The organism is Streptomyces sp. NBC_00353, from assembly GCF_036108815.1.
In the GTDB taxonomy this organism is placed as follows: Bacteria; Actinomycetota; Actinomycetes; order Streptomycetales; family Streptomycetaceae; genus Streptomyces.
The window spans coordinates 4,939,962-4,964,547 of the sequence record NZ_CP107985.1; the positions used below are offsets into that span (position 1 = coordinate 4,939,962).

23 protein-coding genes are annotated in these 24,586 nt (G+C 71.0%); 14 read left to right on the forward strand and 9 right to left on the reverse strand.

The genetic code is table 11. From position 1 onward, the window contains the following. Nucleotides 1-14: 14 nt before the first annotated feature. Nucleotides 15-965, forward strand: a complete 951-nt coding sequence (locus tag OHA88_RS22290) for a glucosyl-3-phosphoglycerate synthase (protein ID WP_326605075.1) — start codon at nt 15-17, stop codon at nt 963-965. 54 nt (nt 966-1,019) lie between these two features. Beyond that, nucleotides 1,020-2,414: an alpha,alpha-trehalose-phosphate synthase (UDP-forming) gene (locus OHA88_RS22295; protein WP_328626804.1), complete on the forward strand. Its 1,395-nt coding sequence runs from the start codon at nt 1,020-1,022 to the stop codon at nt 2,412-2,414. 18 nt (nt 2,415-2,432) lie between these two features. Here OHA88_RS22295 and otsB read toward each other — a convergent pair whose 3' ends face one another. The 3 genes from otsB to OHA88_RS22310 form a co-directional block, all read right to left on the reverse strand. Next, nucleotides 2,433-3,287, reverse strand: a complete 855-nt coding sequence (gene otsB / locus OHA88_RS22300) for a trehalose-phosphatase (RefSeq protein ID WP_328626805.1) — start codon at nt 3,285-3,287, stop codon at nt 2,433-2,435. A 152-nt stretch (nt 3,288-3,439) separates the two neighbouring features. Next, complete coding sequence (locus OHA88_RS22305) at nt 3,440-3,718, reverse strand: DUF3263 domain-containing protein (protein WP_267003460.1); 279 nt, start codon at nt 3,716-3,718, stop codon at nt 3,440-3,442. A gap of 32 nt (nt 3,719-3,750) precedes the next feature. Then, the gene (locus tag OHA88_RS22310) at nt 3,751-5,016 is read right to left on the reverse strand and encodes an ABC transporter substrate-binding protein (protein ID WP_443044274.1); all 1,266 of its coding nucleotides are present in this window, start codon (nt 5,014-5,016) and stop codon (nt 3,751-3,753) included. Nucleotides 5,017-5,292: 276 nt separating this feature from the next. Here OHA88_RS22310 and OHA88_RS22315 point away from each other — a divergent pair, with 276 nt between their 5' ends. The 5 genes from OHA88_RS22315 to OHA88_RS22335 all read left to right on the forward strand — a co-directional run bounded on the left by OHA88_RS22315 (nt 5,293) and on the right by OHA88_RS22335 (nt 10,407). Continuing rightward, entirely contained in the window at nt 5,293-6,201 is a 909-nt protein-coding gene (locus OHA88_RS22315) for an SIS domain-containing protein (RefSeq protein ID WP_328626806.1), read from the forward strand. Between the two features lie 102 nt (nt 6,202-6,303). Beyond that, nucleotides 6,304-7,236 carry an ROK family protein gene (locus OHA88_RS22320; RefSeq protein WP_328626807.1) on the forward strand — a complete coding sequence of 311 codons (933 nt, stop codon included), beginning with the start codon at nt 6,304-6,306 and terminating at the stop codon, nt 7,234-7,236. After that, nucleotides 7,236-8,390, forward strand: coding sequence for an N-acetylglucosamine-6-phosphate deacetylase (nagA, locus tag OHA88_RS22325; RefSeq protein ID WP_328626808.1), 1,155 nt, complete (start codon nt 7,236-7,238; stop codon nt 8,388-8,390). The genes OHA88_RS22320 and nagA overlap by 1 nt, the downstream gene beginning before the upstream one ends. A gap of 167 nt (nt 8,391-8,557) precedes the next feature. Continuing rightward, nucleotides 8,558-9,487, forward strand: coding sequence for a 1-phosphofructokinase family hexose kinase (locus OHA88_RS22330; protein ID WP_328629766.1), 930 nt, complete (start codon nt 8,558-8,560; stop codon nt 9,485-9,487). Between the two features lie 71 nt (nt 9,488-9,558). Further along, nucleotides 9,559-10,407, forward strand: coding sequence for a class II fructose-bisphosphate aldolase (locus OHA88_RS22335; RefSeq protein ID WP_328626809.1), 849 nt, complete (start codon nt 9,559-9,561; stop codon nt 10,405-10,407). A 112-nt stretch (nt 10,408-10,519) separates the two neighbouring features. Here OHA88_RS22335 and OHA88_RS22340 read toward each other — a convergent pair whose 3' ends face one another. Both OHA88_RS22340 and cdgB read right to left on the reverse strand, forming a co-directional pair. Beyond that, on the reverse strand, nt 10,520-11,515 hold the full coding sequence (locus tag OHA88_RS22340; protein WP_328626810.1) for a CBM35 domain-containing protein: 996 nt from the start codon (nt 11,513-11,515) through the stop codon (nt 10,520-10,522). A gap of 175 nt (nt 11,516-11,690) precedes the next feature. Then, a complete protein-coding gene (gene cdgB / locus OHA88_RS22345) occupies nt 11,691-13,352 on the reverse strand; it encodes a diguanylate cyclase CdgB (RefSeq protein ID WP_328626811.1) in 1,662 nt (553 codons plus the stop codon). A 384-nt stretch (nt 13,353-13,736) separates the two neighbouring features. On the opposite strand from cdgB, the gene OHA88_RS22350 reads away from it, so the two are divergent. Beyond that, complete coding sequence (locus OHA88_RS22350; protein WP_323181195.1) at nt 13,737-14,243, forward strand: flavin reductase family protein; 507 nt, start codon at nt 13,737-13,739, stop codon at nt 14,241-14,243. Between the two features lie 16 nt (nt 14,244-14,259). Here the strand turns inward: OHA88_RS22350 and arfB are convergent, their stop codons facing one another. Next, nucleotides 14,260-14,685 carry an alternative ribosome rescue aminoacyl-tRNA hydrolase ArfB gene (arfB, locus tag OHA88_RS22355; RefSeq protein WP_030979457.1) on the reverse strand — a complete coding sequence of 142 codons (426 nt, stop codon included), beginning with the start codon at nt 14,683-14,685 and terminating at the stop codon, nt 14,260-14,262. 191 nt (nt 14,686-14,876) lie between these two features. Between arfB and OHA88_RS22360 the strand changes: the two genes are divergently transcribed. From OHA88_RS22360 to OHA88_RS22375, 4 genes are all read left to right on the forward strand, one after another. After that, on the forward strand, nt 14,877-15,452 hold the full coding sequence (locus OHA88_RS22360; protein ID WP_030933124.1) for a TerD family protein: 576 nt from the start codon (nt 14,877-14,879) through the stop codon (nt 15,450-15,452). A 307-nt stretch (nt 15,453-15,759) separates the two neighbouring features. Next, nucleotides 15,760-17,262, forward strand: coding sequence for a M4 family metallopeptidase (locus OHA88_RS22365; RefSeq protein WP_328629767.1), 1,503 nt, complete (start codon nt 15,760-15,762; stop codon nt 17,260-17,262). A 192-nt stretch (nt 17,263-17,454) separates the two neighbouring features. Further along, entirely contained in the window at nt 17,455-17,976 is a 522-nt protein-coding gene (locus OHA88_RS22370) for a GNAT family N-acetyltransferase (RefSeq protein WP_328626812.1), read from the forward strand. A gap of 136 nt (nt 17,977-18,112) precedes the next feature. Further along, nucleotides 18,113-19,711 (forward strand): M4 family metallopeptidase, encoded by a 1,599-nt coding sequence (locus OHA88_RS22375; protein ID WP_328626813.1) that lies wholly within the window; start codon nt 18,113-18,115, stop codon nt 19,709-19,711. Between the two features lie 24 nt (nt 19,712-19,735). On the opposite strand, the gene OHA88_RS22380 is transcribed toward OHA88_RS22375, so the two are convergent. From OHA88_RS22380 to OHA88_RS22390, 3 genes are read right to left on the reverse strand one after another with little or no spacing between them, the layout of a single operon-like run. After that, nucleotides 19,736-21,136, reverse strand: a complete 1,401-nt coding sequence (locus tag OHA88_RS22380) for a M1 family metallopeptidase (RefSeq protein ID WP_328626814.1) — start codon at nt 21,134-21,136, stop codon at nt 19,736-19,738. A 47-nt stretch (nt 21,137-21,183) separates the two neighbouring features. After that, nucleotides 21,184-21,786 (reverse strand): ankyrin repeat domain-containing protein, encoded by a 603-nt coding sequence (locus tag OHA88_RS22385; protein ID WP_328626815.1) that lies wholly within the window; start codon nt 21,784-21,786, stop codon nt 21,184-21,186. 32 nt (nt 21,787-21,818) lie between these two features. Next, a complete protein-coding gene (locus OHA88_RS22390; protein ID WP_328626816.1) occupies nt 21,819-22,376 on the reverse strand; it encodes a GlcG/HbpS family heme-binding protein in 558 nt (185 codons plus the stop codon). Nucleotides 22,377-22,628: 252 nt separating this feature from the next. Here OHA88_RS22390 and OHA88_RS22395 point away from each other — a divergent pair, with 252 nt between their 5' ends. Both OHA88_RS22395 and OHA88_RS22400 read left to right on the forward strand, forming a co-directional pair. Beyond that, complete coding sequence (locus OHA88_RS22395) at nt 22,629-23,933, forward strand: sensor histidine kinase (protein ID WP_328626817.1); 1,305 nt, start codon at nt 22,629-22,631, stop codon at nt 23,931-23,933. Further along, nucleotides 23,930-24,556, forward strand: coding sequence for a response regulator transcription factor (locus OHA88_RS22400; RefSeq protein WP_326628428.1), 627 nt, complete (start codon nt 23,930-23,932; stop codon nt 24,554-24,556). The genes OHA88_RS22395 and OHA88_RS22400 overlap by 4 nt, the downstream gene beginning before the upstream one ends. The last annotated feature ends 30 nt before the right edge of the window (nt 24,557-24,586 follow it).

Here is a 24,586-nt window from a genome sequence, read left to right on the forward strand (position 1 = left end):
AGGGAGTATCGACCGTGCTGGAAGAGGTCGAACGCTGGCTGACCAGACGTTCCTGGTCGGCCGCCGACCGTCCGCTGGACCGGCTCGTCGCCGCCAGGGCCAGGGATCCGCGGCGCGGGAGTGTGAGCGTCGTGCTGCCCGCCCTGAACGAGGAGGCGACGGTCGGCGCGATCGTCGAGACGATCCGGGTCGAGCTCATGGAGAAGGTCCAGCTGGTCGACGAGCTGCTGGTGATCGACTCCGGGTCGACGGACGCCACCGCGGAGGTCGCCCGGAAGGCGGGCGCCCGGGTGGTGCACCGTGACGACATACTCCCCCGGATACCCGCGCTGCCCGGCAAGGGCGAGGTCCTCTGGCGATCACTCCTGGTCACCGACGGTGACATCGTCTGCTTCATAGACGCCGACCTGAAGGACTTCTCCGCGGATTTCGTCTCCGGCATCATCGGCCCGCTGCTCACCGATCCCGAGGTGCAGTTCGTGAAGGCGATGTACGACCGCCCGCTCGGAGACACAGCGGGCCAGGGCGGTCGCGTCACGGAACTGGTGGCCCGCCCGCTGCTCAATCTGCACTGGCCGCAGCTGGCCGGCTTCGTCCAGCCGCTGGGCGGCGAGTACGCGGTGCGGCGCTCGCTGCTGGAGCGGCTGCCGTTCCCGGTCGGTTACGGAGTGGAACTCGGCCTGCTCGTGGATGCGCTGCACACCGTGGGACTGGACGCGCTGGCACAGGTCGATGTAGGGGTCAGGAAACACCGCCACCAGGACGGGCAGGCGCTGGGCCGGATGGCGGCGGCGATCTACCGGACGGCACAACTGCGCCTCTCCCGCGGCCACTTGGTACGACCGTCCCTCACCCAGTTCGAACGGGGCGAGACCGGCTTCGTACCACGCACGCACGCCGTGGACACGGAGGAACGACCGCCGATGCAGGAGATCAGGGAGTACGTTTCGCGCCGCGCCGCCTGAGGTGGCCTGACTTCGCACGTTTGGGCGGTTCGCGATCGGGCTAGATTCCGCAACATGGTCTCCGAGCACGTGATCACATCTGCCGCCCAGGTACTCGTCGCCTCCAACCGCGGCCCGGTCTCGTACGCACTGAGCGAGGACGGCTCGATCAGCGCCAAACGGGGCGGCGGCGGACTCGTCTCCGGGCTGAGCGCCGTCGAGGACAAGCTGTGGGTCTGCGCGGCGCTCGGCGACGGGGACCGGGAGGCGGTCCGGCGCGGGATCGCCGAGCCGGGCGTACGGATGCTCGACATCGACGCCGATGTGCACGCCGACGCGTACAACGGCATCGCGAACTCGGTGCTCTGGTTCGTCCACCACATGCTGTACCAGACGCCGCTGGATCCCGTCTTCGACGTGGAGTTCCGCCGGCAGTGGGCGTCGTTCGAGGCGTACAACCTGGCCTTCGCACAGGCGCTCGCCGAGGAGGCGGGCGAGGGCGCGGCGGTGCTGGTGCAGGACTACCACCTGGCCCTGGTCCCCGGCATGCTCCGCGACCTCCGCCCCGACCTGCGGATCGGCCACTTCTCGCACACCCCGTGGGCCCCGGTCGACTACTTCCGCCTGCTGCCCGACGACATCGCGGAGCAGCTGCTGCGCGGCATGCTCGGCGCGGACCGGACGGCGTTCCTGACCCGGCGATGGGCGGACGCGTTCACCGCCTGCTGCACGGAGGTCCTGGGCGGCACCGGCCGGACGAGGATCGGCGTGCACGGCCTCGGCGCGGACGCGGACTTCCTGCGCCGTCGCGCGCACCAGCCGGACGTGGACGAACGCATGGCGATCCTGCGGGAGCAGGTGGGCGGCACCGGCCGGAAGACGATCGTGCGGGTCGACCGTACGGAACTGTCCAAGAACATCGTGCGCGGGCTGCTGGCGTACCGGGAGCTGCTGAACACCCGCCCGCAGTGGCGCGAGCGGGTGGTGCATGTCGCGTTCGCGTACCCGTCGCGGCAGGACCTGGCGGTGTACCGGGAGTACACGGCCGAGGTGCAGCGGCTGGCGGACGACATCAACGAGGCGTACGGAACACCCGATTGGACCCCGGTCCTGCTGCATGTGAACGACGACTTCGCGCGCTCGCTGGGGGCGTACCGGCTGGCGGACGTGGCGCTCGTCAACCCGATCCGCGACGGCATGAACCTGGTCGCGAAGGAGGTCCCGGTGGTCTCCGACCAGGGCTGCGCGCTGGTGCTGTCGCGGGAGGCGGGGGCGTACGAGGAGCTGGGCGCGGACGCGATCGTGGTGAACCCGTACGACGTGTCGGCGACGGCCGCCGCGCTGCACGAGGCGCTGACGATGCCGGACGGGGAGCGGGCGGAGCGGTCGAAGCGGCTGGCTGCCGCGGCGACTGCGCTGCCGCCGCAGCGGTGGTTCCTGGAGCAGTTGGAGGCGTTGCGGCGGGACTGACCGTTCGGCGGCGATCGTTCAGAGGCGCCGGGCGAGGGCCGCGAGGAAGTCGACCACGGCCGCCGGACCCGGCAGCAACAGGTCCGCCCGCTCGGCCAGTTCCGGCACTTCCGCGCTTCCGCTGCACACCAGCAGACCGGGGATGCCGTCGGGGCCCTCCGTGCGGAGCTTCTCCACCGCGGCGTACGCGGCGAGGTCGCCCAGGTCGTCCCCGGCGTACAGGACGGACTCGGCGTCCGTCTCCCGTACGTACTTCGCGAGCGCCACGCCCTTGTCCATGCCGGGCGGGCGCAGTTCCAGGACGAGGCGCCCCGGCTCGACGATCAGTCCGTGCAGGGCCGCGAGCTCGCCCAGCGGGCCGCGCAGCGCGTCGAATGCGCCCTGCGGGTCGGCGGCGCGGCGCGTGTGGACGGCGAGCGCCTGCCCCTTCTCCTCGATCCATGTGCCGTGCCAGGAGTCGAACCGGTGCAGAACGCCCGGGAGTTCGGCACGGACCGCCGCCACACCGGGATGCGGGGCGGGGGCGTGGACGGTGCCGGACACGGCGTCCCAGCGTTCGGCGCCGTAGTGGCCGAGCACGACGAGGTGGTCGAGGCCCGGGACGCCCGCGAAGCCGCCGTGCCGGACCGCGACGCCGGCCGGGCGGCCGGTGATCACGGCGACGGAGGCGACCTTCGGGGCGAGCGCGGCGATGGCCGGGACGGCGCCGGGGTGGGCGCGGGCCTGCTCCGGGTCCGGGACTATGTCGGCGAGGGTGCCGTCGAAGTCGAGGGCGACCACGGCACGGTCGGGACGGGCCAGGAGGGCGGCAAGGCCTTCACGGCCGGCCGGCGTGGTGGGGGTGGGGAGGGATCGCTCTGGGTTGCTGCCCATGGGGCGAGCCTATCGGGGGCGACGGAGCGCGGCTACGGCTGCACCTGCGGCAGGCCCGTTCCCCTGCCCCGCCCCTTCCCGGGACCCGGGGCTCCGCCCCGGACCCCGCACCTCGAACGCCGGAGGCCGGTCCTTCCGGAGCGACGCCCGGGCTAACGCCTCCCCCGCCGGGCCTCCCGCACGCGCCGCAGCCGGTTGACCGTCACCGGGTCCTCCTCCAGCGCCCGCCGGTCGTCCAGCAACGCGTTCAGCAGCTGGTAGTAGCGCGTCGGCGAAATCCCCAGCCCCTCGCGGATCTCCCGTTCCTTCGCCCCGGGCCCGGGCCACGACCGCCGTTCCACGGCCAGCACCGCACGCTCCCGCTCGGAGAGCCCCGGCTGCGTCGTGTCCGGGGTCTCCGCACCGTGGGAGTCGTTCTCGGAAGCGGTCATATCAGCCAACATAATGCCCGCGCCGCGGCCTGCTACTCCGCCGCTTCCGCCGTCGCCGCCCCCCGCGCGATCTCGGACAGCACACCCGCCGGACTGCCGCCCGGCTCCACCGCCTTGCCGATGTTCTGCTTGATCAGCTCGCTCGTCCGCGCCCACGACGTATTGCCGACGGGGTAGAACTCCGAGTTCGGCAGCGCCTCAAGGAACTTCCGCAGCGGCTTGTGCTTGGCGTCCGTCTCCATCACCGCGGACGCGCTGTCGGTGACCGGCAGCAGGTCGTACTCGTCGGCGAAGGCCACCACGTTCTTGTCCTCGAACATGTAGTCGAAGAATTTACCGATGGCTTCGCGGTGGTTGTTCTGCTTGAAGCCCATGATCCAGTCGGCGACGCCCATCGACCCCTCGGTCGGGCCGGTGATACCGGGCAGCGGCACCATGCCGACCTGGACGCCCTTCCGCTCGGCCTCCTGCATCAGCGTGGGGTGCCCGTTGAGCATCCCCACCTTGCCGCTCGTGAATGCCTCGAACGCCTGCGCCCGGTCCAGCTTTCCGGGGGCCACCGGACCGACCAGCCCCTTGTCGACCAGGTTCGTCTTCAGCCAGTCGAACGTCTTGATGTTCTCGGGCGAGTCGATGTCGTACGAGCCGACGTCGTCCGTGTAGCCGCCGCCCCCACTGAGCAGCCACATCATGGTCTCGGCCTGGGACTCCTCCTGACCGAGCGGCAGCGCGAACGGGTAGGTGACGCCACGCTGCTTGAGCACCACGGCGTCGTCACGGATGTCGTCCCAGGTCTTCGGGGCGTCCAGGCCCGCCCGGCTGAAGTACTTCTTGTTGTAGAAGAGCAGCCGGGTGCTGGCGACGAACGGCAGTCCGTACTGGGTCTGGTTGTACTGGCCCGCATCGGCCAGCCGGGGCAGGAAGTTCGCCTGCGTGCGGATGGCGAGCATGTCGTCGGCGCTGTAGAGCTTCCCGGCCTTGGCGTAGTCCGCGTAGGCACCGATCTGCGCGATGTCCGGGGCCTGCCCCTTCTTCACCATCTCGGCGACCTTGCGGTCGACGTCCTTCCACGAATAGACGTTGACATCGACCTTGATGCCGTCGTGGGACGCCTCGAAGTTCCTGGCGAGTTCGTCCCAGTACTTCGTGGAGCTGTTCGCCGCACTGTTGCCGTAGTCGGCCGCGACGAGTTTGAGGGTGACGTCCCCCGCTGCGCTGCCGGTGCCACAGCCCGACAACGTTGCCGCCATGCCGAGTGCGGCTACCGCCGCGGTCAGTGCCAAGTAGTGCCGCTGCACAGCCAGTCCATCCTCATCGATTCGGTGACCACCCGACCGTCCGGATGAGCTGCGATTTTTACCCATGTCGCCAAGGGCGGTCTACACCAGAGAAGTATCGCTTCTGCAACGTAACCGGACCTGTGTCCGGATGGTCCGGGGTGTCATTGCACGGGAACGGGACCCGCTGTTAAGTACATCTCGGCACACGGCACTTCGTGGTCTGTACCTTTCCGCGCCCACTGTTCCGCACCGCCCCGTCGTTACTGTTCCCCACGCACCGAGGAGCCGTCCAGCATGTCCCGTACCGCATCAGAGATTGCCACCCAGCCCAGTTGCTGGCGGCGCGCCGCGGAGGCAGGGGCCGCGTTCGACGGACTGCCGCGGCCGGGTGAGCGGGTCGCCGTCACCGGGTGCGGCACCTCCTGGTTCATGGCTATCGCGTACGCGGCGCTGCGCGAGGCGGCCGGGCAGGGCGAGACCGATGCGTTCGCCTCCTCGGAGTTCCCGGCGGGGCGTCCGTACGACCGCGTCGTGGCGATCACCCGCTCCGGCACGACGACCGAGGTCCTCGACCTCCTCGGTGAGCTGCGCGGCAAGGTGGCCACCGTCGCACTGACCGCCGACCCGAGGACGCCCGTGATGGACGCCGCCGACGCCGTGGCCGTACTGGACTGGGCGGACGAGGAGTCGGTCGTCCAGACCCGGTTCGCCACCACCGCGCTGGCCTTCCTGCGAGCCGGCCTGGAGGCGGCAGGTCCGCTTCCGGCGGGGGTGAAGACGGTCGCCGAGGCAGCGGTCGACGCGGAGCTCGCGGTGACGGAGCCGCTGGCGGAGGCGGTCGTCGCGGCCGAGCAGTGGACATTCCTGGGGCGCGGCTGGACGTACGGGCTGGCCCAGGAGGCCGGGCTCAAGATGCGCGAGGCGGCAGGTGCCTGGACCGAGTCGTACCCGGCGATGGAGTACCGCCACGGACCGATCTCGATCACCGGTCCGAACCGGGTCGCGTGGGTGTTCGGCGCACTGCCCGAGGGACTCGCGGGCGAGGTCGCGGGGGTGGGCGGCACGCTGGTGGCCCATGTCACGGCCGACCCGATGGCCGATCTGATCCGGGCCCAGCGGCTCGCGGTCGAGATCGCGGAGTCGAAGGGGTACGACCCCGACCACCCGCGCAATCTTTCGCGCAGCGTGATCCTGGCGCCCTGAGCCGGGGGCCGCGCCGACCGCTCTCATCGTTTTGTATGGATGCGCAACAAACAACGAGAGTGGACTAGACCTATCGGGGTCCGGCGGGCGAAACTGTTTCCCGTGAAACACGTCATCGCCCTCGATGTGGGCGGCACCGGAATGAAGGCCGCCCTGGTCGGGGCCGACGGCACCCTGCTGCACGAGGCCCGGCGCGCGACCGGCCGGGAGCGCGGGCCCGACGCCGTCGTGGAGTCGATCCTCGCCTTCGCCGCGGAGCTGCGCGCCCACGGCGAGGAACAGTTCGGCGAGAGTGCCGCCGCGGCCGGTGTCGCCGTGCCGGGCATCGTCGACGCGGAGAACGGGATCGCGGTCTACGCCTCGAACCTCGGCTGGCGCGACGTACCGATGCGGGACAAGCTCGGCGAGCGGCTCGGCGGAGTGCCCGTCGCGCTCGGCCACGACGTCAGGACCGGTGGCCTCGCCGAGGGCCGGATCGGCGCGGGCAAGGGCGCCGACCGCTTCCTCTTCGTGCCGCTGGGCACCGGTATCGCCGGGGCCATCGGCATCGCAGGCAGCATCGAGGCCGGTGCGCACGGATACGCGGGCGAAATCGGGCACATCGTGGTCCGGCCGGACGGGCCGGACTGCGGCTGCGGACAGCGCGGCTGTCTGGAGACCCTGGCCTCCGCCTCCGCGGTCAGCCGCGCCTGGGCCGCCGCCTCGGGCGACCCGGAAGCCGATGCGGCGGACTGCGCGAAGGCCGTCGAGTCGGGCGATCCCGCGGCCGTACGGGTCTGGCAGAACGCGGTCGACGCGCTCGCCGCCGGGCTGGTCACCGCGCTCACCCTGCTCGACCCGCGCACGCTGATCATCGGTGGCGGGCTCGCCGAGTCGGGGGAAACCTTGTTCGTACCACTCCGTGCGGCCGTCGAGGAACGCGTCACGTTCCAGAAGCTGCCCCACATCGTCCCGGCGGCCCTCGGGGACACCGCTGGATGCCTGGGCGCAGGGCTGCTCGCCTGGGATCTTCTCTCCACGGAGGTATCCGCCTGATGGCCGGACGCGCAGACAGCACGGTTCTCGCAGGGGCCAGGGTGGTTCTTCCCACCGGGACCGTCGAGAACGGGCGGGTGATCGTCGAGGGCACCCGGATCGCCGGCAGTCCACATGAAGACGCCCGGACCGTCGATCTGACCGGCCACTGGGTCGTGCCCGGCTTCGTCGACATGCACAACCACGGCGGCGGCGGCGCGTCCTTCACCTCCGGCACCGTGGACGAGGTCCTGACCGGCGTCCGCACCCACCGCGAGCACGGCACCACCACCCTGGTCGCCTCCACCGTCACCGGCGAGATGGACTTCCTCGCCCAGCGGGCCGGCATCCTCTCGGAGCTCGTCGAGCAGGGCGATCTGGCCGGAATCCACTTCGAGGGCCCGTTCATCTCGCCGTGCCGCAAGGGCGCGCACAGCGAGAAGCTGCTGCGCCACCCGGACCCGGCCGAGGTCCGCAAGCTGATGGACGCGGCGCGCGGCACCGCGAAGATGTTCACGCTCGCCACCGAACTGCCGGGCGGCATCGAGTCGGTGCGGCTGCTCGCCGAGCACGGGGTGATCGCCGCGATCGGGCACACCGACGCGACGTACGAGCAGACCGTCGAGGCGATCGACGCGGGCGCCACCGTCGCCACCCACCTGTTCAACGCGATGCCGCCGCTCGCCCACCGTGAGCCCGGCCCGATCGCCGCGCTCCTGGAGGACGAGCGGATCACCGTCGAGCTGATCAACGACGGTACGCATCTGCACCCGGCCGCCCTGGAGCTGGCCTACCACCACGCGGGCGCCGCCCGCGTCGCCCTGATCACGGACGCGATGGACGCGGCCGGCTTCGGTGACGGTCAGTACCAGCTGGGCCCGCTCGCCGTCGAGGTCAAGGACGGCGTCGCCCGGCTCGTCGAGGGCGGCTCGATCGCGGGCTCCACACTCACCCTGGACACCGCGTTCCGCCGGGCCGTCACCCTCGACAGGATCCCGGTCGACGACGTCGTGCAGTCCATCTCCGCCAACCCGGCGCGCCTGCTCGGCGTGTACGACAAGGTCGGCTCGCTGGAGCCGGGCAAGGACGCCGACCTGGTGGTCCTGGACGCGGACTTCACGCTGAAGGGCGTCATGCGCAAGGGCGATTGGGTCATTGAGCCCCATCTTGGCTGATTCGGCCCATTATTGACGACGGGTCGAATACGTAACGAAGAGAAGGCGGTTGGCCCCGAGGTCTGGGCCGACCGCCGTCTCTTTGGCATGATCGCTTCGTAAACAGCAGGGAAAGCGCGTTCTGGCAAGGGATCCGCGCTCCGGCACGGATCGAAGGGGTGACCGAGGTGATCCTCACGGTCACGCTGAACACGGCACTCGACCTGACGTACGGCGTACCGGCGTTGGTCCCGCACACCAGCCACCGCGTCGGCGACATCTCCGAACGCCCCGGCGGCAAGGGCCTCAACGTGGCCCGGGTGCTCTCCGCACTCGGCCACGAGACCGTGGTCACCGGCTTCGCCGGAGGCGCCACCGGAGCCGTCCTCCGCGACCTGCTGGCCGGCCTCCCGCCGCGCGACGCCCTCGTCGCCGTCGCCGGGAACACCCGCCGTACGATCGCCGTCGTCGACGCGTCCACCGGCGACACCACCCAGCTCAACGAGCCGGGCCCGCTCGTCACCGCCGGGGAATGGGGCGCCTTCCTCACCACGTACCGAAAGCTCCTCGGCGAAGCGGACGCGGTCGCCCTCTGCGGCAGCCTGCCGCCCGGCATCCACGTCGGGGCGTACGCCGAACTGGTCCGCCTGGCCCGCGCCGCCGACGTCCCCGTCCTCCTCGACACCAGCGGCGAACCGCTGCGCCGGGGCATCGCCGCCCGCCCCGACCTGATCAAACCGAACGCCGACGAACTCGCCCAGCTCACCGGCTCCCGCGAACCGCTGCGCGCCACCCGCGACGCCCGCCGCCGCGGCGCGCACGGCGTCATAGCCTCGCTCGGCGCGGACGGCATGCTCGCCGCCACACCCGACGGCACCTGGCGGGCCACGCCGCCCGCCAGGGTCGCGGGCAACCCGACCGGAGCGGGCGACTCCGCAGTGGCCGGACTGCTGTCCGGGCTCGTCGAGGGCCTGAGCTGGCCGGACCGGCTGCGCAGGGCGGTGGCACTGTCAACGGCGACGGTGCTGGCCCCCGCGGCCGGGGAGTTCGACCGGGCGGCGTACGAGGAGCTGCTGTCGCGCGTCCGTGTCGAGGAGTACGCACCGACGACGGCCTGAGCCGCGGAACCGCCCGGCACCATCCCTCAGTCCAGCACCATCCCGCACCATCAGAAGTTTCAGGGGGCAGCATGCCGCTCGTCAGCACCGGTGAACTCGTCTCGGCGGCCCAGGCCGACCGCCGCGGGATCGCCGCCTTCAACGTCATCACGCTGGAGCACGCGGAGGCCATCGCCGCGGGCGCGGAGCGCGCCGGGGCGCCCGCCATCCTGCAGATCTCCGAGAACGCCGTGAAGTTCCACGGCGGCCGGCTCTCCGCCGTCGCCGCCGCGGCGGCCGCCGTCGCCCGTGCCTCCAGCGCGCCGCTCGCCCTCCACCTCGACCACGTCGAGTCCGTCGACCTGCTGCACCAGGCGCACGCGGAGGGCTTCGGCTCGGTGATGTTCGACGCCTCGAAGCTTCCGTACGAGGAGAACGTGCAGGCCACGGCCGATGCGGTGGCCTGGGGCCACGAGCGCGGGATCTGGATCGAGGCGGAGCTCGGCAAGGTCGGCGGCAAGGAGGGCGAGGCCCCGCTCGACGCCCACGCCCCCGGCGTCCGCACGGACCCGGCCGAGGCAGCCGCCTATGTCGCGGCGACCGGCGTGGACGCGCTGGCCGTCGCGGTCGGCTCCTCGCACGCCATGACGGAACGCACCGCCGCCCTGGACCACGCCCTGATCGGGCAGCTGCGCGACGCGGTGACGGTCCCGCTGGTGCTGCACGGCTCCAGCGGCGTCCCGGACGACGAGATCCGCCAGGCGGTCGCCTCGGGCATGCGCAAGATCAATGTGGGCACCGCCCTGAACACGGCATTCACGGGCGCGGTGCGCGCCTACCTGGCCGAGAACCCGACGGGCGTCGACCCGCGCAAGTACCTCGTCCCGGGCCGCGAGGCGATGGCCGCGACGGTGGCGGGATTCCTGGCGCTGATGGGCTGAGGAGCCACCGGGCGGCCGGTCGGAAGAGCCGGCACAGAAGAACTGCCCTACGTCCTCGTCCGAACCGTCGCGGTTCGGAAGAAGGCGTAGGGCAGATCGGTTCCGGGAGTACTCAGCCCTTGGCCGACGTGACCTCGAGCCAGTCGAGGATCACGTCGCACTGGTTGCCGGTCTCGCACGAGATCTTGATCTCGTTGTCGCCCTGGTTCAGAGTCACCGGCGCCCACGTGGTCTGCCAGTTCTTCTCCCAGTTCGGGTCCGAGGACTTCACGAAGTTCTTCAGACCGATGGGCTGGCTGTTGGCCTTGCCGTTGACCGTCAGCGTGGCGTTGGCGTCCTTGGCCGGGATGGCGTACCGCACAGTCAGCCGGTACGACCCCGCCGTCTTCATGGACGCCTTCCAGGTCACCGAGGACCCCGGCTGGTTGAAGCCGGTGACGTACACGCCGTCCGCGCCCTCGGCGCCCTTGATGGTCTTCTCGACCGTGGCCGTGCCGCCCAGCTTCAGCGTCGCCGCGTCCTGCTTCGGCAGCTCCACCGGAGCTTCGGAGGACGACCCGGTGTCCTTCGGCTTCGGGGACTCGTCGACCTGACCGGCGGCACCGGCCGAGGTGGCGGCCTCGTTCTTCTTGTCGTCGTTGCCGTCGCCGGTCATCAGCGCGGCACCGATGCCGATGACCACGACCGCGACGACCGCGACCGCACCGATCAGCAGACCCTTGTTGTTGGGACCGCCCTTGCCGGGGCCACCGGTCCGGCCACGGCCGCCCTGCGTCGCGACCGGTGCGGTGGGCGCACCACCGGGGTAGGTCTCGGGGGCGGCGTACTGCGCATTCGGCCCGCCGTAGGGCGGCTGCGGCTGACCGTACGGTGCCTGCGGCTGGCCGTACGGCTGCTGCTGCGGCACCTGCTGCCCGTACTGGCGCTCGCCCACGGTCCGGACCTGGTTGTACGAGGTCCTCGGCACGCCGGGCTGCGAGACCGGACCCGGGTAGCCGTATCCGCCCTGCCCCGGCGACTGAGCGCCGGCCGCCTGTCCGTCCTCGTACAGGTAGCCGAACGGATCGTCGTCCTCGGGTGTGTTTGCGCCGTTGTTCCCGGCCGTCATCCCTGGGTCACTCCTCACCATGTCGCCAGCCGTCGCCGAAAAATCGCCAGCCGTGGCCGACCGGCCGAGCCTACCTCGAACGGAGCACACCAAGAATTGCCGTTGGCCTCCGGGGCCACTCACTCACCGTGGTGGGGGTACGGCGACGGATGCCGGAACGGACCTGTCGTGAACGTCAGCCGGCCCTGCGGTGAACCTTCGACCGGGACCGCTTTTCCACGTACATCCGCTGGTCGGCGGAGCGCAGCACCTCTTCGGCGGTCATGCCGCAGCCGGCCCAGCCGATCCCGAAGCTCGCCCCGACCCGCACCGCACGACCATCCACCCGAATGGGCGGAATAATGGCGTTTCGGAGACGTACGGCCAGATCCGCGGCATCTGCGGCGCCGAGCCCGTCCGCGAGGACGACGAATTCGTCACCCCCGAGCCGTGCGACGGTGTCGCCGTCGCGCACACAGGTGGTGAGCCGGCGGGCGACCTCGATCAGGACGGCGTCACCGGTGTGGTGCCCGAAGCGGTCGTTGATCGACTTGAAGCCGTCGAGGTCACAGAAGAGGACCGCGAGCCCCTTCGCCCCCTCGTCGCTCTCGTCGTCGGGTGCCACGGCGTGCACATGGTGGTCGTACGGGCCGCCGGCCACCGCGTCGGCCTCGAAGCCGTCGGCACGGAAGCCGTGCACGCGGCCCTCCGCGTCCTCGACGTCGCCGTAAGCCGCGTCCAGCGCCTCCACGGCGGTGGTGGTGGCCGCCGCGTGCGGGCGCTCGCAGAGCCGGGCGCTGAGCCGCGCGCGCAGCTCGGCACTGTTGGGCAGTCCGGTCAGCGCGTCGTGCGAGGCGCGGTGCGCCAGATGCAGCTCGTGGCGCTTGCGCTCCTCTATGTCCTCTACATGGGTGAGAAGGAAACGCGGGCCGTCGGCGGTGTCCGCGACGACGGAGTTGCGCAGCGAGACCCAGAGGTACGAGCCGTCCCGGCGCCCGAGCCGCAGCTCGGCGCGGCCGCCCTCGGCGGACGTCCGCAGCAGGGTGCCGACGTCCTCGGGGTGGACCAGGTCGGCGAAGGAGTAGCGGCGCAGTACGGAGGCGGGGCGGCCGAGCAGCCGGCACAGGGCGTCGTTGGTGCGCAGCAGCCTGCCGTGCTGGTCACCGCCCATCTCGGCGATGGCCATGCCGCTGGGGGCGTACTCGAAGGCCTGGCGGAACGACTCCTCGCTGGCCCGCAGCGCCGCCTGTTCGCGTTCGAGCCGGACCAGGGCGCGCTGCATGTTTGCTCGGAGCCGGGCGTTACTGATCGCAATGGCCGCCTGCGACGCGTACATCTGGAGAGCCTCGCGGCCCCACGCGCCGGGGCGGCGGCCGTTGCGCGGGCGGTCGACGGAGATGACGCCGAGGAGGTCCTGCCCGCCCCCGGACGCGTACATCGGGGCGTAGAGCCGGTCCTGCGGGTGCCACTCGTCCTCGAAGCGGGGCTCGGGGCCCTCGGTGTGCCACTGCGGTACGTCGTCGTCGAGGAGGACCCAGCCGTCGGTGTGCGGTATGAAGCGGAGCCCGTCCCAGCACTCACCCATGGCCAGCCGGCGATCCCACGAGGTGCGGGAGCCGACGCGGCCGGTGATCAGGGCTTCGGCGGCGGAGTTGCCCGCGAAGGCGGCGACGACGAGATCACCGTCGGGACGGACGAGGTTGACGCAGGCCAGCTCGTATCCGAGACCGGCGACGATTCCGTCGGCCACGGTCTGCAGTGTGTCGGCCAGGCTCCGCGCCGTATTGAGATCGGCGACGGCCTGATGCAGCTGCCGCATCGTCGCTAGACGGACGTACGGCTCCGACTCGGCCTCCATTGCTCGCACTCCCCGAGACCTCGACAGCACTCCACGTTTCTATCGACGTACTTGTTCGCAGTGTCACCGCCACTGAATCACAGTGAGCTGTGCACCCGGTACACAGGGTCAACAAATATTGCGCTCTGTGACTCAAGTCACAACAGATGATGAAGGGTTGCGAGCCGTGCACCCAGGTGGCCCGTCCGTTTCTTGAACGCAAATCTGTACGTTGCAGTACGTTGCACCGCGCCGTCCCGGCACGTCCCCGTCGGCCCGGAGTCCTAGGACCCCTCTGGTCCCCTGGCCCGATGCGGCGGCCCACGGCCCGCGGCTAGCGTGCCCGTTGTGTTGCAGACGAAGCCCCCCACCCCGCGGTCCGAGCCCATCCCCCATGCTGAGGGGGTGAGCAACGACGAGTTCCGCGGCGCCCTCGCCCGGCTGGCCGCCGGCGTGGTCCTGATCACCGCCCAGGAGCCGCCGCTCGACGAGAACGGGCGCGGCGAGGACGTCGGCATGACGGCGACCGCCTTCATGTCCGTGTCGCTGGACCCGCCGCTCGTCCTGGTGAGCCTGCGCAACGGCTCCCGGATGGACGACCTGCTCGACGAACAGCCGGTGTGGGCGGTCTCCGTGCTGTCGGAGAGCCAACGGCACATCGCGGGACGGTTCGCGATGAAGGGCCGGATCAGCGACCGGCTGCTGTTCCAGGACATCCCCTATGTACGGGGGGAGGTGTCGAGCGCACCGCTGATCGGCGGGGCCCTCGCCACCCTGGAGTGCCGTACGGAGCAGCGGGTGCCCGCGGGCGACCACACGCTGGTGATCGGACGGGTGCTGAGCGCGGCGCTGCCGAGCGCGGACGGCGGGCCGCTGACCTACTTCCAGGGGCGCTACCGGCAGCTGGGCTGAACCCCGGCGTCCTTGTTCACCAGTCGCGGCCGGAGCGGCCGCGCTTCGTGTCGCCGCGCTGCTTCTTCTCGCGCAGCCGGCGTTCGTTGATCCCACGCGGGATCCTGGTCTTGCGGCGCGGCTTGGGGGGCGGCGCCGTGGCCTCGGCCAGCAGGGATGCGAGACGGACGAGGGCGGTCTCGCGGTTGCGCCACTGGGAGCGGTGCTCCGACGCCCGCACCGTGACCACGCCGCCCACCAGCCGGCTCTCCAGCCGCTGGAGCGCCCGGTCCTTCCACACCTCGGGAAGCGCGTCGGTCGCCGCGAGGTCGAAGCGGAGCTCCACCTGGGAGTCACTGGTGTTGACGTGCTGACCGCCGGGCCCGGAGGACCGCGAGAAACGCCACATGAGCTCGGCCTCCGGCAGGGAGACCGAACCGCGGATGACATAGGGCCCGGACATGACACCCATGTTCCCTGGCCGCCGGCCGTCCCGTCACCTCCTTTTGCCGCATCCGGTCACCCGTTCGGCCGACAGTTCGGTAAAGAAAGTAAAGGGAGCAGGAACCTCCCGGTCCTCTGCCTGCGTTATGAGGTGTGACGGTAGCTTCGTGATGGCACGAAGCCCGCACACGACGATGAAAGGGACTTCCCATGGCAGTAAGCCTGTCCAAGGGCGGCAACGTCTCGCTCACCAAGGAGGCCCCGGGCCTGACCGCCGTCACGGTCGGCCTCGGCTGGGACGTCCGCACCACCACCGGCACCGACTTCGACCTCGACGCCTCGGCGATCGCGGTGAACCCGGGAGGAAAGGTCGTCTCCGACGGCCACTTCGTCTTCTTCAACAACAAGTCGACCCCGGACCAGACCATCGTCCACACCGGTGACAACGTCACGGGCGCGGGCGAGGGCGACGACGAGCAGATCAACGTCAACCTGGCGGGCCTGCCGGCCGACGTCGACAAGATCGTCTTCCCGGTCTCGATCTACGACGCCGAAACCCGCAGCCAGAACTTCGGCCAGGTGCGCAACGCGTTCATCCGCATCATCAACCAGGCCGGCGGCACCGAGATCGCCCGCTACGACCTGAGCGAGGACGCCGCCACCGAGACCGCGATGGTCTTCGGCGAGCTGTACCGCAACGGCGCGGAGTGGAAGTTCCGCGCCGTGGGCCAGGGCTACGCCTCGGGCCTGCGCGGCATCGCGCAGGACTTCGGCGTCAACCTCTGACGCAAGAGGGTTCATGGCCTGACCTGACAGACGGGAGCCCCCGGTCGATTCCTTCGGCCGGGGGCTCCCGTCTGCCATGCCGTCAGAAGGCCCACGTCCGGCCGCACGACGCCTGACGCATAACGCATAACGGACAGCACGACCCCATGAACGGACAAGATCCGGTCAAATGTTTGACGCGGCCCTGCCAAATTCGGCCGCATCGGTGCCAGTCTCACCGCACACCCCTCACGGAGCTCATGGACCGAGTGAAGGAGAACGAGTGAGAACCACTCTGCGTGCCGCCGCTCTTGCCGCGTCCGCCGCCATGGTCGTCGTCGGCGTACAAGCAGGCTCGGCCGATGCCGCCCAGGACCGCGCCGCCGGAGCCACCGCGCTGCCGATCAGCGCGTCCCAGCGGGCCGCGGCCATCGAGAAAGCCCAGGCCGGGGCCGCCTCGACCGCCGCGAAGATCAAGCTGGGCGGCAAGGAGAAGCTCGTCGTCCGCGATGTGATCAAGGACGCCGACGGCACCGTCCACACCCGCTACGAGCGCACCTACGCCGGACTGCCCGTCCTCGGCGGCGACCTCGTCACCCACACCAGGAAGGACGGCTCCCTCAAGGGGGTGTCCAAGGCAACCGACGCAAAGATATCCGTGGCATCGACGACTGCCACGGCCGCCGCCAAGTCCGGTGCCCGGAAGGTGATCTGGGCCGTCACGGGCAAGCCTGCGCTCGCCTACGAGAACGTGGTCAAGGGCACCCAGGCCGACGGGACGCCGAGTGAGCGCCACGTCATCACCGACGCCGCCAGCGGCAAGGAGCTCTACTCGTACGAGGCCATCGACACGGGGTCCGGCACCAGCCAGTACAGCGGCACCGTCGCCCTCGGCACCTCGGCCTCCGGATCCGGCTACAACCTGACCGACGCCGGACGCGGCGGCCACAACACGTACGACCTGAACGGCGGCACCTCCGGCACCGGGACCCTCTTCACCGACGCCGACGACATCTGGGGCAACGGTCTCGCGACCAACCGTCAGACCGCCGCGGTCGACGCCCACTACGGCGCCGCCATGACCTGGGACTTCTACAAGAACGAACTGGGCCGCAACGGCATCGCCGGCGACGGCAGGGCCGCCTACTCCCGGGTCCACTACGGCAACGCGTACGTCAACGCCTTCTGGCAGGACAACTGCTTCTGCATGACGTACGGCGACGGCTCGGGCAACCTCAAGCCGCTCACCTCGCTGGATGTCGCCGGACACGAGATGAGCCACGGTCTGACCGCGGCGACCGCGGGTCTGAAGTACAGCCGTGAATCGGGCGGCCTCAACGAGGCGACCAGCGACATGTTCGGCACCGCGGTCGAGTTCTACGCGGGCAACAGCAGCGACGCCGGCGACTACCTCATCGGCGAGAAGATCGACATCAACGGCAACGGCACCCCGCTGCGCTACATGGACAAGCCCAGCAAGGACGGCGGTTCGGCGGACTACTGGTCTAGGACGGTCGGCCGCCTCGACGTCCACTACTCGTCCGGGCCCGCCAACCACTTCTTCTACCTGTTGTCCGAGGGCAGCGGCGCGAAGACCATCAACGGTGTCGCCTACAACTCGCCGACCTCCAACGGCTCCACGGTCACGGGCATCGGGCGCGCGAAGGCCGTCCAGATCTGGTACAAGGCGCTGACCACGTACATGACATCGTCCACCGACTACGCGGCGGCGCGGGTCGCCACCCTGCAGGCGGCGACCGACCTGTACGGAGCAGGCAGCGCGGAGTACGCAGCCGTCGCCTCCGCCTGGTCCGCGATCAACGTGAACTAGTACGCCGTCCGGCACCACCGCCCGACGGCTCCTGCGGATCGCCCACGCGCCGCGCACAGCCACCGGTTTCCCGGAGATGTGCGCGGCGTCCGGCCGTTCCACGGGCGGTCGCGCTGTGGGTGGCCGCCGTACGGGTGGCTGCGCGCGGCGGCACCGCACGGCGGCACCGCGCGCCCGCATAGGCTGCGCCGAGTGATCATCGAACCGCTGCTGCCGGTGGCCGGCGCGCTTCCCGGCCCGCTGCTCGCCGAACTCACCGCGCTCTACGCGTCCGATCCGACGTTCCAGCAGCTCAGCGGCGACTTCCCGGACCCCCACGACATCCGGTCGGAACAGGTCGCGGCCTCGCTCGCCGAGGAGCTGGCGAACCCGGACACCGAGGTACTGCTCGCCCGGTCGCAGGGGCAGTTGGTCGGCGTGGCCATCACCCTCGCGCACCATCCGGACCCGGCCGACCCCGACCCGTGGATCGGACTGCTCATGGTCCACGCACGGCAGCACCGCTCCGGTTACGGGCGGCAGCTGGCCGGCCTCGTCGAGGAGCGGTTCCGGGCAGCCGGGCGGGACGGAGTCCGGCTGGCGGTCCTGGAGAACAACCCCAGGGCGCTCGCCTTCTGGACCGCGCTCGGCTACGAGGTCATCGACCACCGACCCGACCGCCAACTGGGCCGCCCCTGCGCGGTGTTGCGCAAGCTGCTGAAGCCCGCCGAATAACGGACACAAGAGCACCTCAGTCGGACAAGAAGTGGTCAAAAGAATGTGAGGCAATTGTCGGCACACCGTCAAACTCGGTCGTCCGATGGCACGCTCTCCGCTCGTAACCCCCCACGGAACGAACAACGGAGAACGCATGACCCCCCACATGACCACCCGTCGCTCCGCAGCCCTGGCCGCCGTGGCCACGATGGTCGTCGTCGGCGTGCAGTCCGGTGCGGCGACCGCGGCCCCGGGCAACGCCCACGACGGCGCCTCCGCCACCCGTACCACCAGCACGTCCGGCGCGAAGACCGCGATCGGCACGGACACCGCGTCGGAGCGGACCGCCGCGATCAAGTCGGCCCAGTCGGAAGCCTCTTCGGCGGCCGACTCGCTCGGGCTCGGCAGCCAGGAGAAGCTGATCGTCCGCGATGTGATCAAGGACGCCGACGGCACCGTCCACACCCGCTACGAGCGCACCTACGCCGGACTGCCCGTCCTCGGCGGCGACCTCGTCACCCACACCACCGCCGGCGGAAAGCTCAAGAGCGTCACCAAGGCCACCGGCGCCCGGATATCGGTTCCGTCCACGACGCCGAAGGTGAAGACCGTGGCGAGCGCCCGCAAGGTTATCTGGGCGGGCAGCGGCAAGCCCGTCCTCGCCTTCGAGACGGTGCGGACCGGCGTGCAGAAGGACGGCACGCCCAGCAGGCGTCACGTCATCACGGACGCCGTCACCGGCAGGACGCTGCACAGTTACGAGGCGATCGAGACCGGCGTCGGCAACAGCCAGTACAGCGGCAAGGTCACCCTGTCGACCACCGCGAGCGGCTCGGGCTTCGAGCTGACCGACGGCGACCGCGGCGGCCACAGGACGTACGACCTGAACCAGGGCGAGAGCGGCACCGGCTCGCTCGTCACCGACGCCGACGACACCTGGGGCGACGGCACCGGCAGCGACCGGCAGACCGCCGCGGTCGACGCCCACTACGGCGCCGCCATGACCTGGGACTTCTACAAGAACGAACTGGGCCGCAACGGCATCGCCGGCGACGGGAAGGCCGCCTACTCCCGGGTCCACTACGGCAACGCGTACGTCAACGCCTTCTGGGACGACAGCTGCTTCTGCATGACGTACGGCGACGGCGCCGACAACAAGAGCGCCCTCACCAGCCTCGACGTCGCGGGCCACGAGATGAGCCACGGCCTGACCGCGGCGACGGCCAAGCTCGACTACGCAGGCGAGTCCGGCGGCCTCAACGAGGCGACCAGCGACATCCTCGGCACCTCGGTCGAGTTCTTCGCCGACAGCAGCAGCGACGCCGGCGACTACCTCATCGGCGAGAAGATCGACATCAACGGCGACGGCACCCCGCTGCGCTACATGGACAAGCCCAGCAAGGACGGCGGTTCGGCGGACTACTGGAGCGCCGGCGTCGGCGACCTCGACGTCCACTACTCCTCCGGCGTCGCCAACCACTTCTTCTACCTGCTGTCCGAGGGCAGCGGCGCGAAGACCGTCAACGGGGTGCACTACGACTCCCCGACCGCCGACGGCTCGACCGTCACCGGCATCGGCCGGGACAAGGCGGTCCAGATCTGGTACAAAGCGCTCTCCGCGTACATGACCTCGTCCACCGACTACGCGGCCGCGCGCACGGCCACCGAGAAGGCGGCGACCGACCTGTACGGGGCGAGCAGTCCGGAGCTCGCGGCCGTGGACGCCGCCTGGTCGGGCGTCAATGTGAAGTAGTTCCCGGCGGGTTCCCGGGGCCGGTCAGCTCTTTTCCGGGGCGGGCCGGCCGTGGCCGTACAGCCAGGTGTGCCACAGATCCGTCAGGTCCTTCCCCGTCGTCCTCTCCACGTACGCGGTGAAGTCGGCCGTCGACGCGGTGCCGTACCGATGGGCCTTCGTCCAGCCCGCGACGAGCGCGAGGAACCGCCGGTCGTCGTCGACCGCCTGCCGGATCTTGTGGATCACCATGGCCCCGCGCTCGTACACCGGGTCCTGGGAGATGTCCGCGGCCGTGGGCGGATCGGCAGGCGGGAACGCCCAGTTGGCATCGTCGGCGAAGGCGGCGTCGAAACTGCGCCGGACGGGAACGCCCTCCTTGTCCGCCTTCCACAGCCACTCGGCGTATGTCGCGAAGCCCTCGTTGAGCCACATGTCGCGCCAGCTGGCGGGCGTGACGGAGTCCCCGAACCACTGGTGGGCCATCTCGTGGACGAGGAGTCCCACGGTCGGCGGCCCGGGGAAGTACGGCCGGTTCTGGGTCTCCAGCGCATACCCGGAGTCGTGCGGACGGCCGACGATCGCGCCGGTCGACGAGAACGGGTACGGGCCGAAGCGCTCGGCCTCCCACCGCACCACCTCGGGGATCCGGGCGAGGGTCCGGGCACTCGCCGCGGCCGCCTTCGGGTCCACGGCCGTGAACACCTTGATGCCGTCGGGGGTCGTCGACGCCTTCGTGTCGAAGCGGCCGACGACGAGCGTCGCGAGATAGCTCGCCATGGGTTCGGCGGTGTGCCAGTGGTACGTGGTGGTGGCGCCGGAGACCTTCCGGGAGGTCAGCTCACCGTTGGAGACGGCCGTCAGCCCCCGGGGGACGGTGGCCGTGAGGTCGTACGTCGCCTTGTCGCTCGGGTGGTCGTTGCCGGGGAACCAGGCCATCGACCCGACCGGCTCACCGAGCGCGACCGATCCGTCCGCCGTCCTCAGCCAGCCCTCCTTCGACCCGTCCGGATCGGTGAGGGTCAGCGGGGAGCCGGAGTAGTGGACGACCGTACGGAAGGTCCTGCCCTTGTGCAGATGGCTCTCCACCTCGGCGGCGGGGCGCAGTGTCAGCTCGCGGCCCGCCCGGTTGACGGCGGCCGGACGCCCCTCGACCTGCGCGGACTCGACGGTCAGCCCGGCCAGGTCGAGGTTGAAGGCGCTGAGGTCCTGGGTGGCGCGCGCGGTGATCACGGCGGTGGAGCGGATCCGCTGGGCGGCCGGGTCGACGTCGAAGGTGAGGTCGTAGTGCGTGACGTCGTAGCCGCCGTTGCCGGCCTTCGGGAAGTACGGGTCGCGCAGACCGGCGGCGCCGGGAGTGCCCTCCACACCTCCGGTCCCGCAGCCGGCGGCGAGGGAGACGACGGTGGCGGTGACGAAGGCCAGGAACAGAGCGGTGGGGCGCACACAGTGATCCTATGTGCGGAATGTCGGATTGACGGATCGGCGGATGCTCACCTCGGGTCCCTGTTCCGCAGCAGCGCCGCGATTTCCGCGAACCCGCGCCGCTCCGCATGTTCCAGCGCCGTCACCCCGTCGCCGTCCGGCAGACCGGGGGTCGCGCCCGCCGCCAGCAGCAGTTCGACGATCTCCTGGTGCGCCCGGCCGCCGTCGCCCAGGATCACGGCCTCCAGCAGGGCGGTCCAGCCGAGCCGGTTGACGTGGTCGACGTCGATGTCCGTGACGCGGAGCAGCTCGCGTACGTAACCGACGTGGCCGCGCTCGCTCGCCGGGATCAGCGCGATGCCGCCGAACCGGTTACGGAGCTTCAGGTCGGGACCGGCCGGCAGCAGGGTGTGCAGCATCGCGACGCTGCCGGTGACGCCGGTCGCCAGCCAGGGACTGTCCTCTCGCCGGTCCTGCGCATCCGGATCCGCGCCCGCCTCGACGAGCAGCCGGGCGAGCGGGACATGGTCGCCGTGCACGGCGAGGAGCAGCGGGGTGCGCCGCTCCTCATCGCGGACGTCGATGCGGGCGCCGCCCTCGATCGCGGTTCGTGCGGCATCGGTGTCACCGGTGCGCGCGGCTCGGAGGAGGTCCTGATCGAGGGTGTTCATCCGCGGTTTCTCCTGGGCTGTGGTCGGCTGTCCTACTTGGCGAGTGCGGCGACGCCCGCCCGGGCGAACTTCTCGTCGAGGTCGCCGCTGGGGGCACCGGCCACTCCGATGCCGGCCACCGGTGCGTCCTTGACCTGCACCGGGGCGCCGCCCGCGAGGAACAGGGTGCCAGGGATGTCCTTCAGGTTCGGGGCCTGCGCCAGGCGGCCCGCCAGCACGGAGGTGGGGGCGTTCCAGGAGACAGCGGTGTACGCCTTCTTCTCGGCGGACTCGTACGCCTGCGGGCCGGAGCCGTCGCCGCGCAGCGTCACGACGGTGTTGCCGTTCCGGTCGACGACGGCGACCGCCACACGCTGGTTCTCCTTCTCGGCGGCGTCGAGGGCGGCCCGCGCGGCCTTGATGGCGGCGGCGACGGTCAGATGGGTGGTCTGCTGGAGGTTCCGGTCCGCCGTGTCGGCCGTCACCGCGGCGGCAGGCGCAGCGGCGGGTGCGGAGGCGCTCGCGGACATGGCACCGAAGGTTCCGGCGCCGAGCGCGGCGACGGCGACGGCACCGGTGAGGACACGGGTGCGCAGCGGCATCTTCTTCATGGGGGGGCTCCTCGACGATTCGATGGCGTTCCGCCTGTGCGGTGATCCGGTCAGGCGGTCTCTGCGATCGATCCTCCGGCCGGATCCGGCCCCGTGACGTCGACGTACCGGCTCGACACCGCGCGCAGGACGGCTGACGGGCCCATCGGCCGATCGGTTGATGCGGGGGTGGCCGCCCCGGGTCACCATGGATGTATCCGCGCAGGTGAAGCAGCAGCTCTTGGGCAGTCGGCAGGGAGTAAGAGGTACGAGGTGGAGCACCGAACCGAAGCCACCGACCCGGATGCCCGGTGGCTCGCGCTGCTCATGCACGCCGCGTTCTTCCTGCTGCTCGGCGCGTCCCTGGCCCGCTTCCTGCTCCGCCACCCCGGCGAGGACCGAACCCCGTGGATCATCGCGCTGTCCGTCGCGCTCGCCGCGCTGTATCTGCTGGGCCCGGTGCCCGGTTCTCGCCCCACCCGGCGCCGGCTGGCCCGGCTCGGCGTGCTCGTGGCCGTGTGGATGGTGCTCGTCGTCCTCGCGCCGAGCTTCGCCTGGTGCGCGGTGCCGCTCTTCTACACCGGGCTGCGGCTGCTCCCGCCGCGCGCCGCGCTCGCCCTCGTCGCCCTGCTCACCGTGTTCGTCGTGGCCGCGCAGTTGCGGCTGGCCCACGGCTTCGACCCGAACCTGGTGCTCGCGCCCCCTGCCGTGGCAGCCACCGCGACCGCGGTCTTCGTCCACATGCAGCGCCAGGCCGCGCGCCAGCGCGAACTGATCGACGATCTGCTGCGTACCCGCCGCGAACTCGCCGCCACCGAACGCCGCGAAGGCACCCTTGCCGAACGCCAGCGGCTCTCCATGGAGATCCACGACACCCTCGCGCAGGGCCTGTCCAGCCAGCAGATGCTGCTCCAGGCCGCGGACCGCACCTGGGACGCCGACCCGGCGACCGCCCGCCGCCATGTCCGTACGGCCACCGGCATCGCCGAGCGCAACCTCGCCGAAGCGCGCCGCTTCGTCCACGACCTGGCACCGGCGGACCTCGCGGAAGGTGGCGGCCTGGAGGCGGCGCTGCGCGCACTGGCCACCCGCGAAACGGCGCAGGCCCACGGACTGTTCACCGTTCGCTGCCATGTGGAGGGGACGCCGCACGCGGCACTGCCCGACCGGGCGCAGTCCGCACTGCTGCGCATCGCCCAGGGCGCCCTGGCCAATGTGAGGGAGCACGCGGACGCCACGGAGGCCGCGCTGACACTGACCCACCTGGACGACCGGACCGTCCTGGACATCGCCGACAACGGCCGCGGCTTCACCCCGCCCGCACCGGCGGTGCCCCGTGGAAGCCACACACCGGCGTCGGCCCACCACGCCCCCCGGCGGCGCCTGCGCCGTACCTGGGGGGCGGCCGCCCTGCGTCCGCCGGCAGGCGTACGCGGCCACGGACTGCCCGCGATGCGCGCCCGGCTGCACCAGCTCGGCGGCACGCTCACGATCGAATCGGCACCGGGCGAGGGAACCGTCGTCTCCGCCGAGGTCCCCCTGCCCGCCCCCGCCCCCTCGCCGGCGGAACCCTCATGACCCCGCCCGCCGTACGGATCCTGCTCTGCGACGACCACGCCGTCGTACGCGCCGGACTGCTCGCCCTCCTGGGCAGCGAACCGGACATCGAGGTCGTCGGCGAGGCGGGCAGCGGCGAGGAGGCCGTCGCCCTGGCCGCCCGGCTGACCCCCGACGTCGTCCTGATGGACCTCCAACTGGGCGAAGGAATCGACGGCGTCGAAGCCACCCGCCGCATCGCGGTCACCGGCGTCCATGTCCTCGTCCTCACGACGTACGACACCGACGCCGACATCACCCGCGCCATCGAAGCGGGCGCCACCGGCTACCTGCTGAAGGCGGAACGCCCGGAGGAACTGTTCGCCGCGATCCGCTCGGCGGCCCAGGGCCGCACCACGCTCTCCCCGCCGGTTGCCAGCCGTGTCATGGCCCGCATGCGCAGCCCCCTGCCGACGCTCACGGACCGCGAACGCGACATCCTGGGCCAGCTGTCCCAGGGCCTGGGCAACCGGGAGATCGCCCGGGCCCTGTTCATCAGCGAGGCCACGGTCAAGACGCACCTGGGCCGCATCTACGACAAACTCGGCGTCGACACCCGCGCAGGCGCCGTGTCCGTGGCGAAGGAGCAGCGGCTGCTGCCGTGAGCCGGGGCCGCCCGCGGCGAGGACCACCGG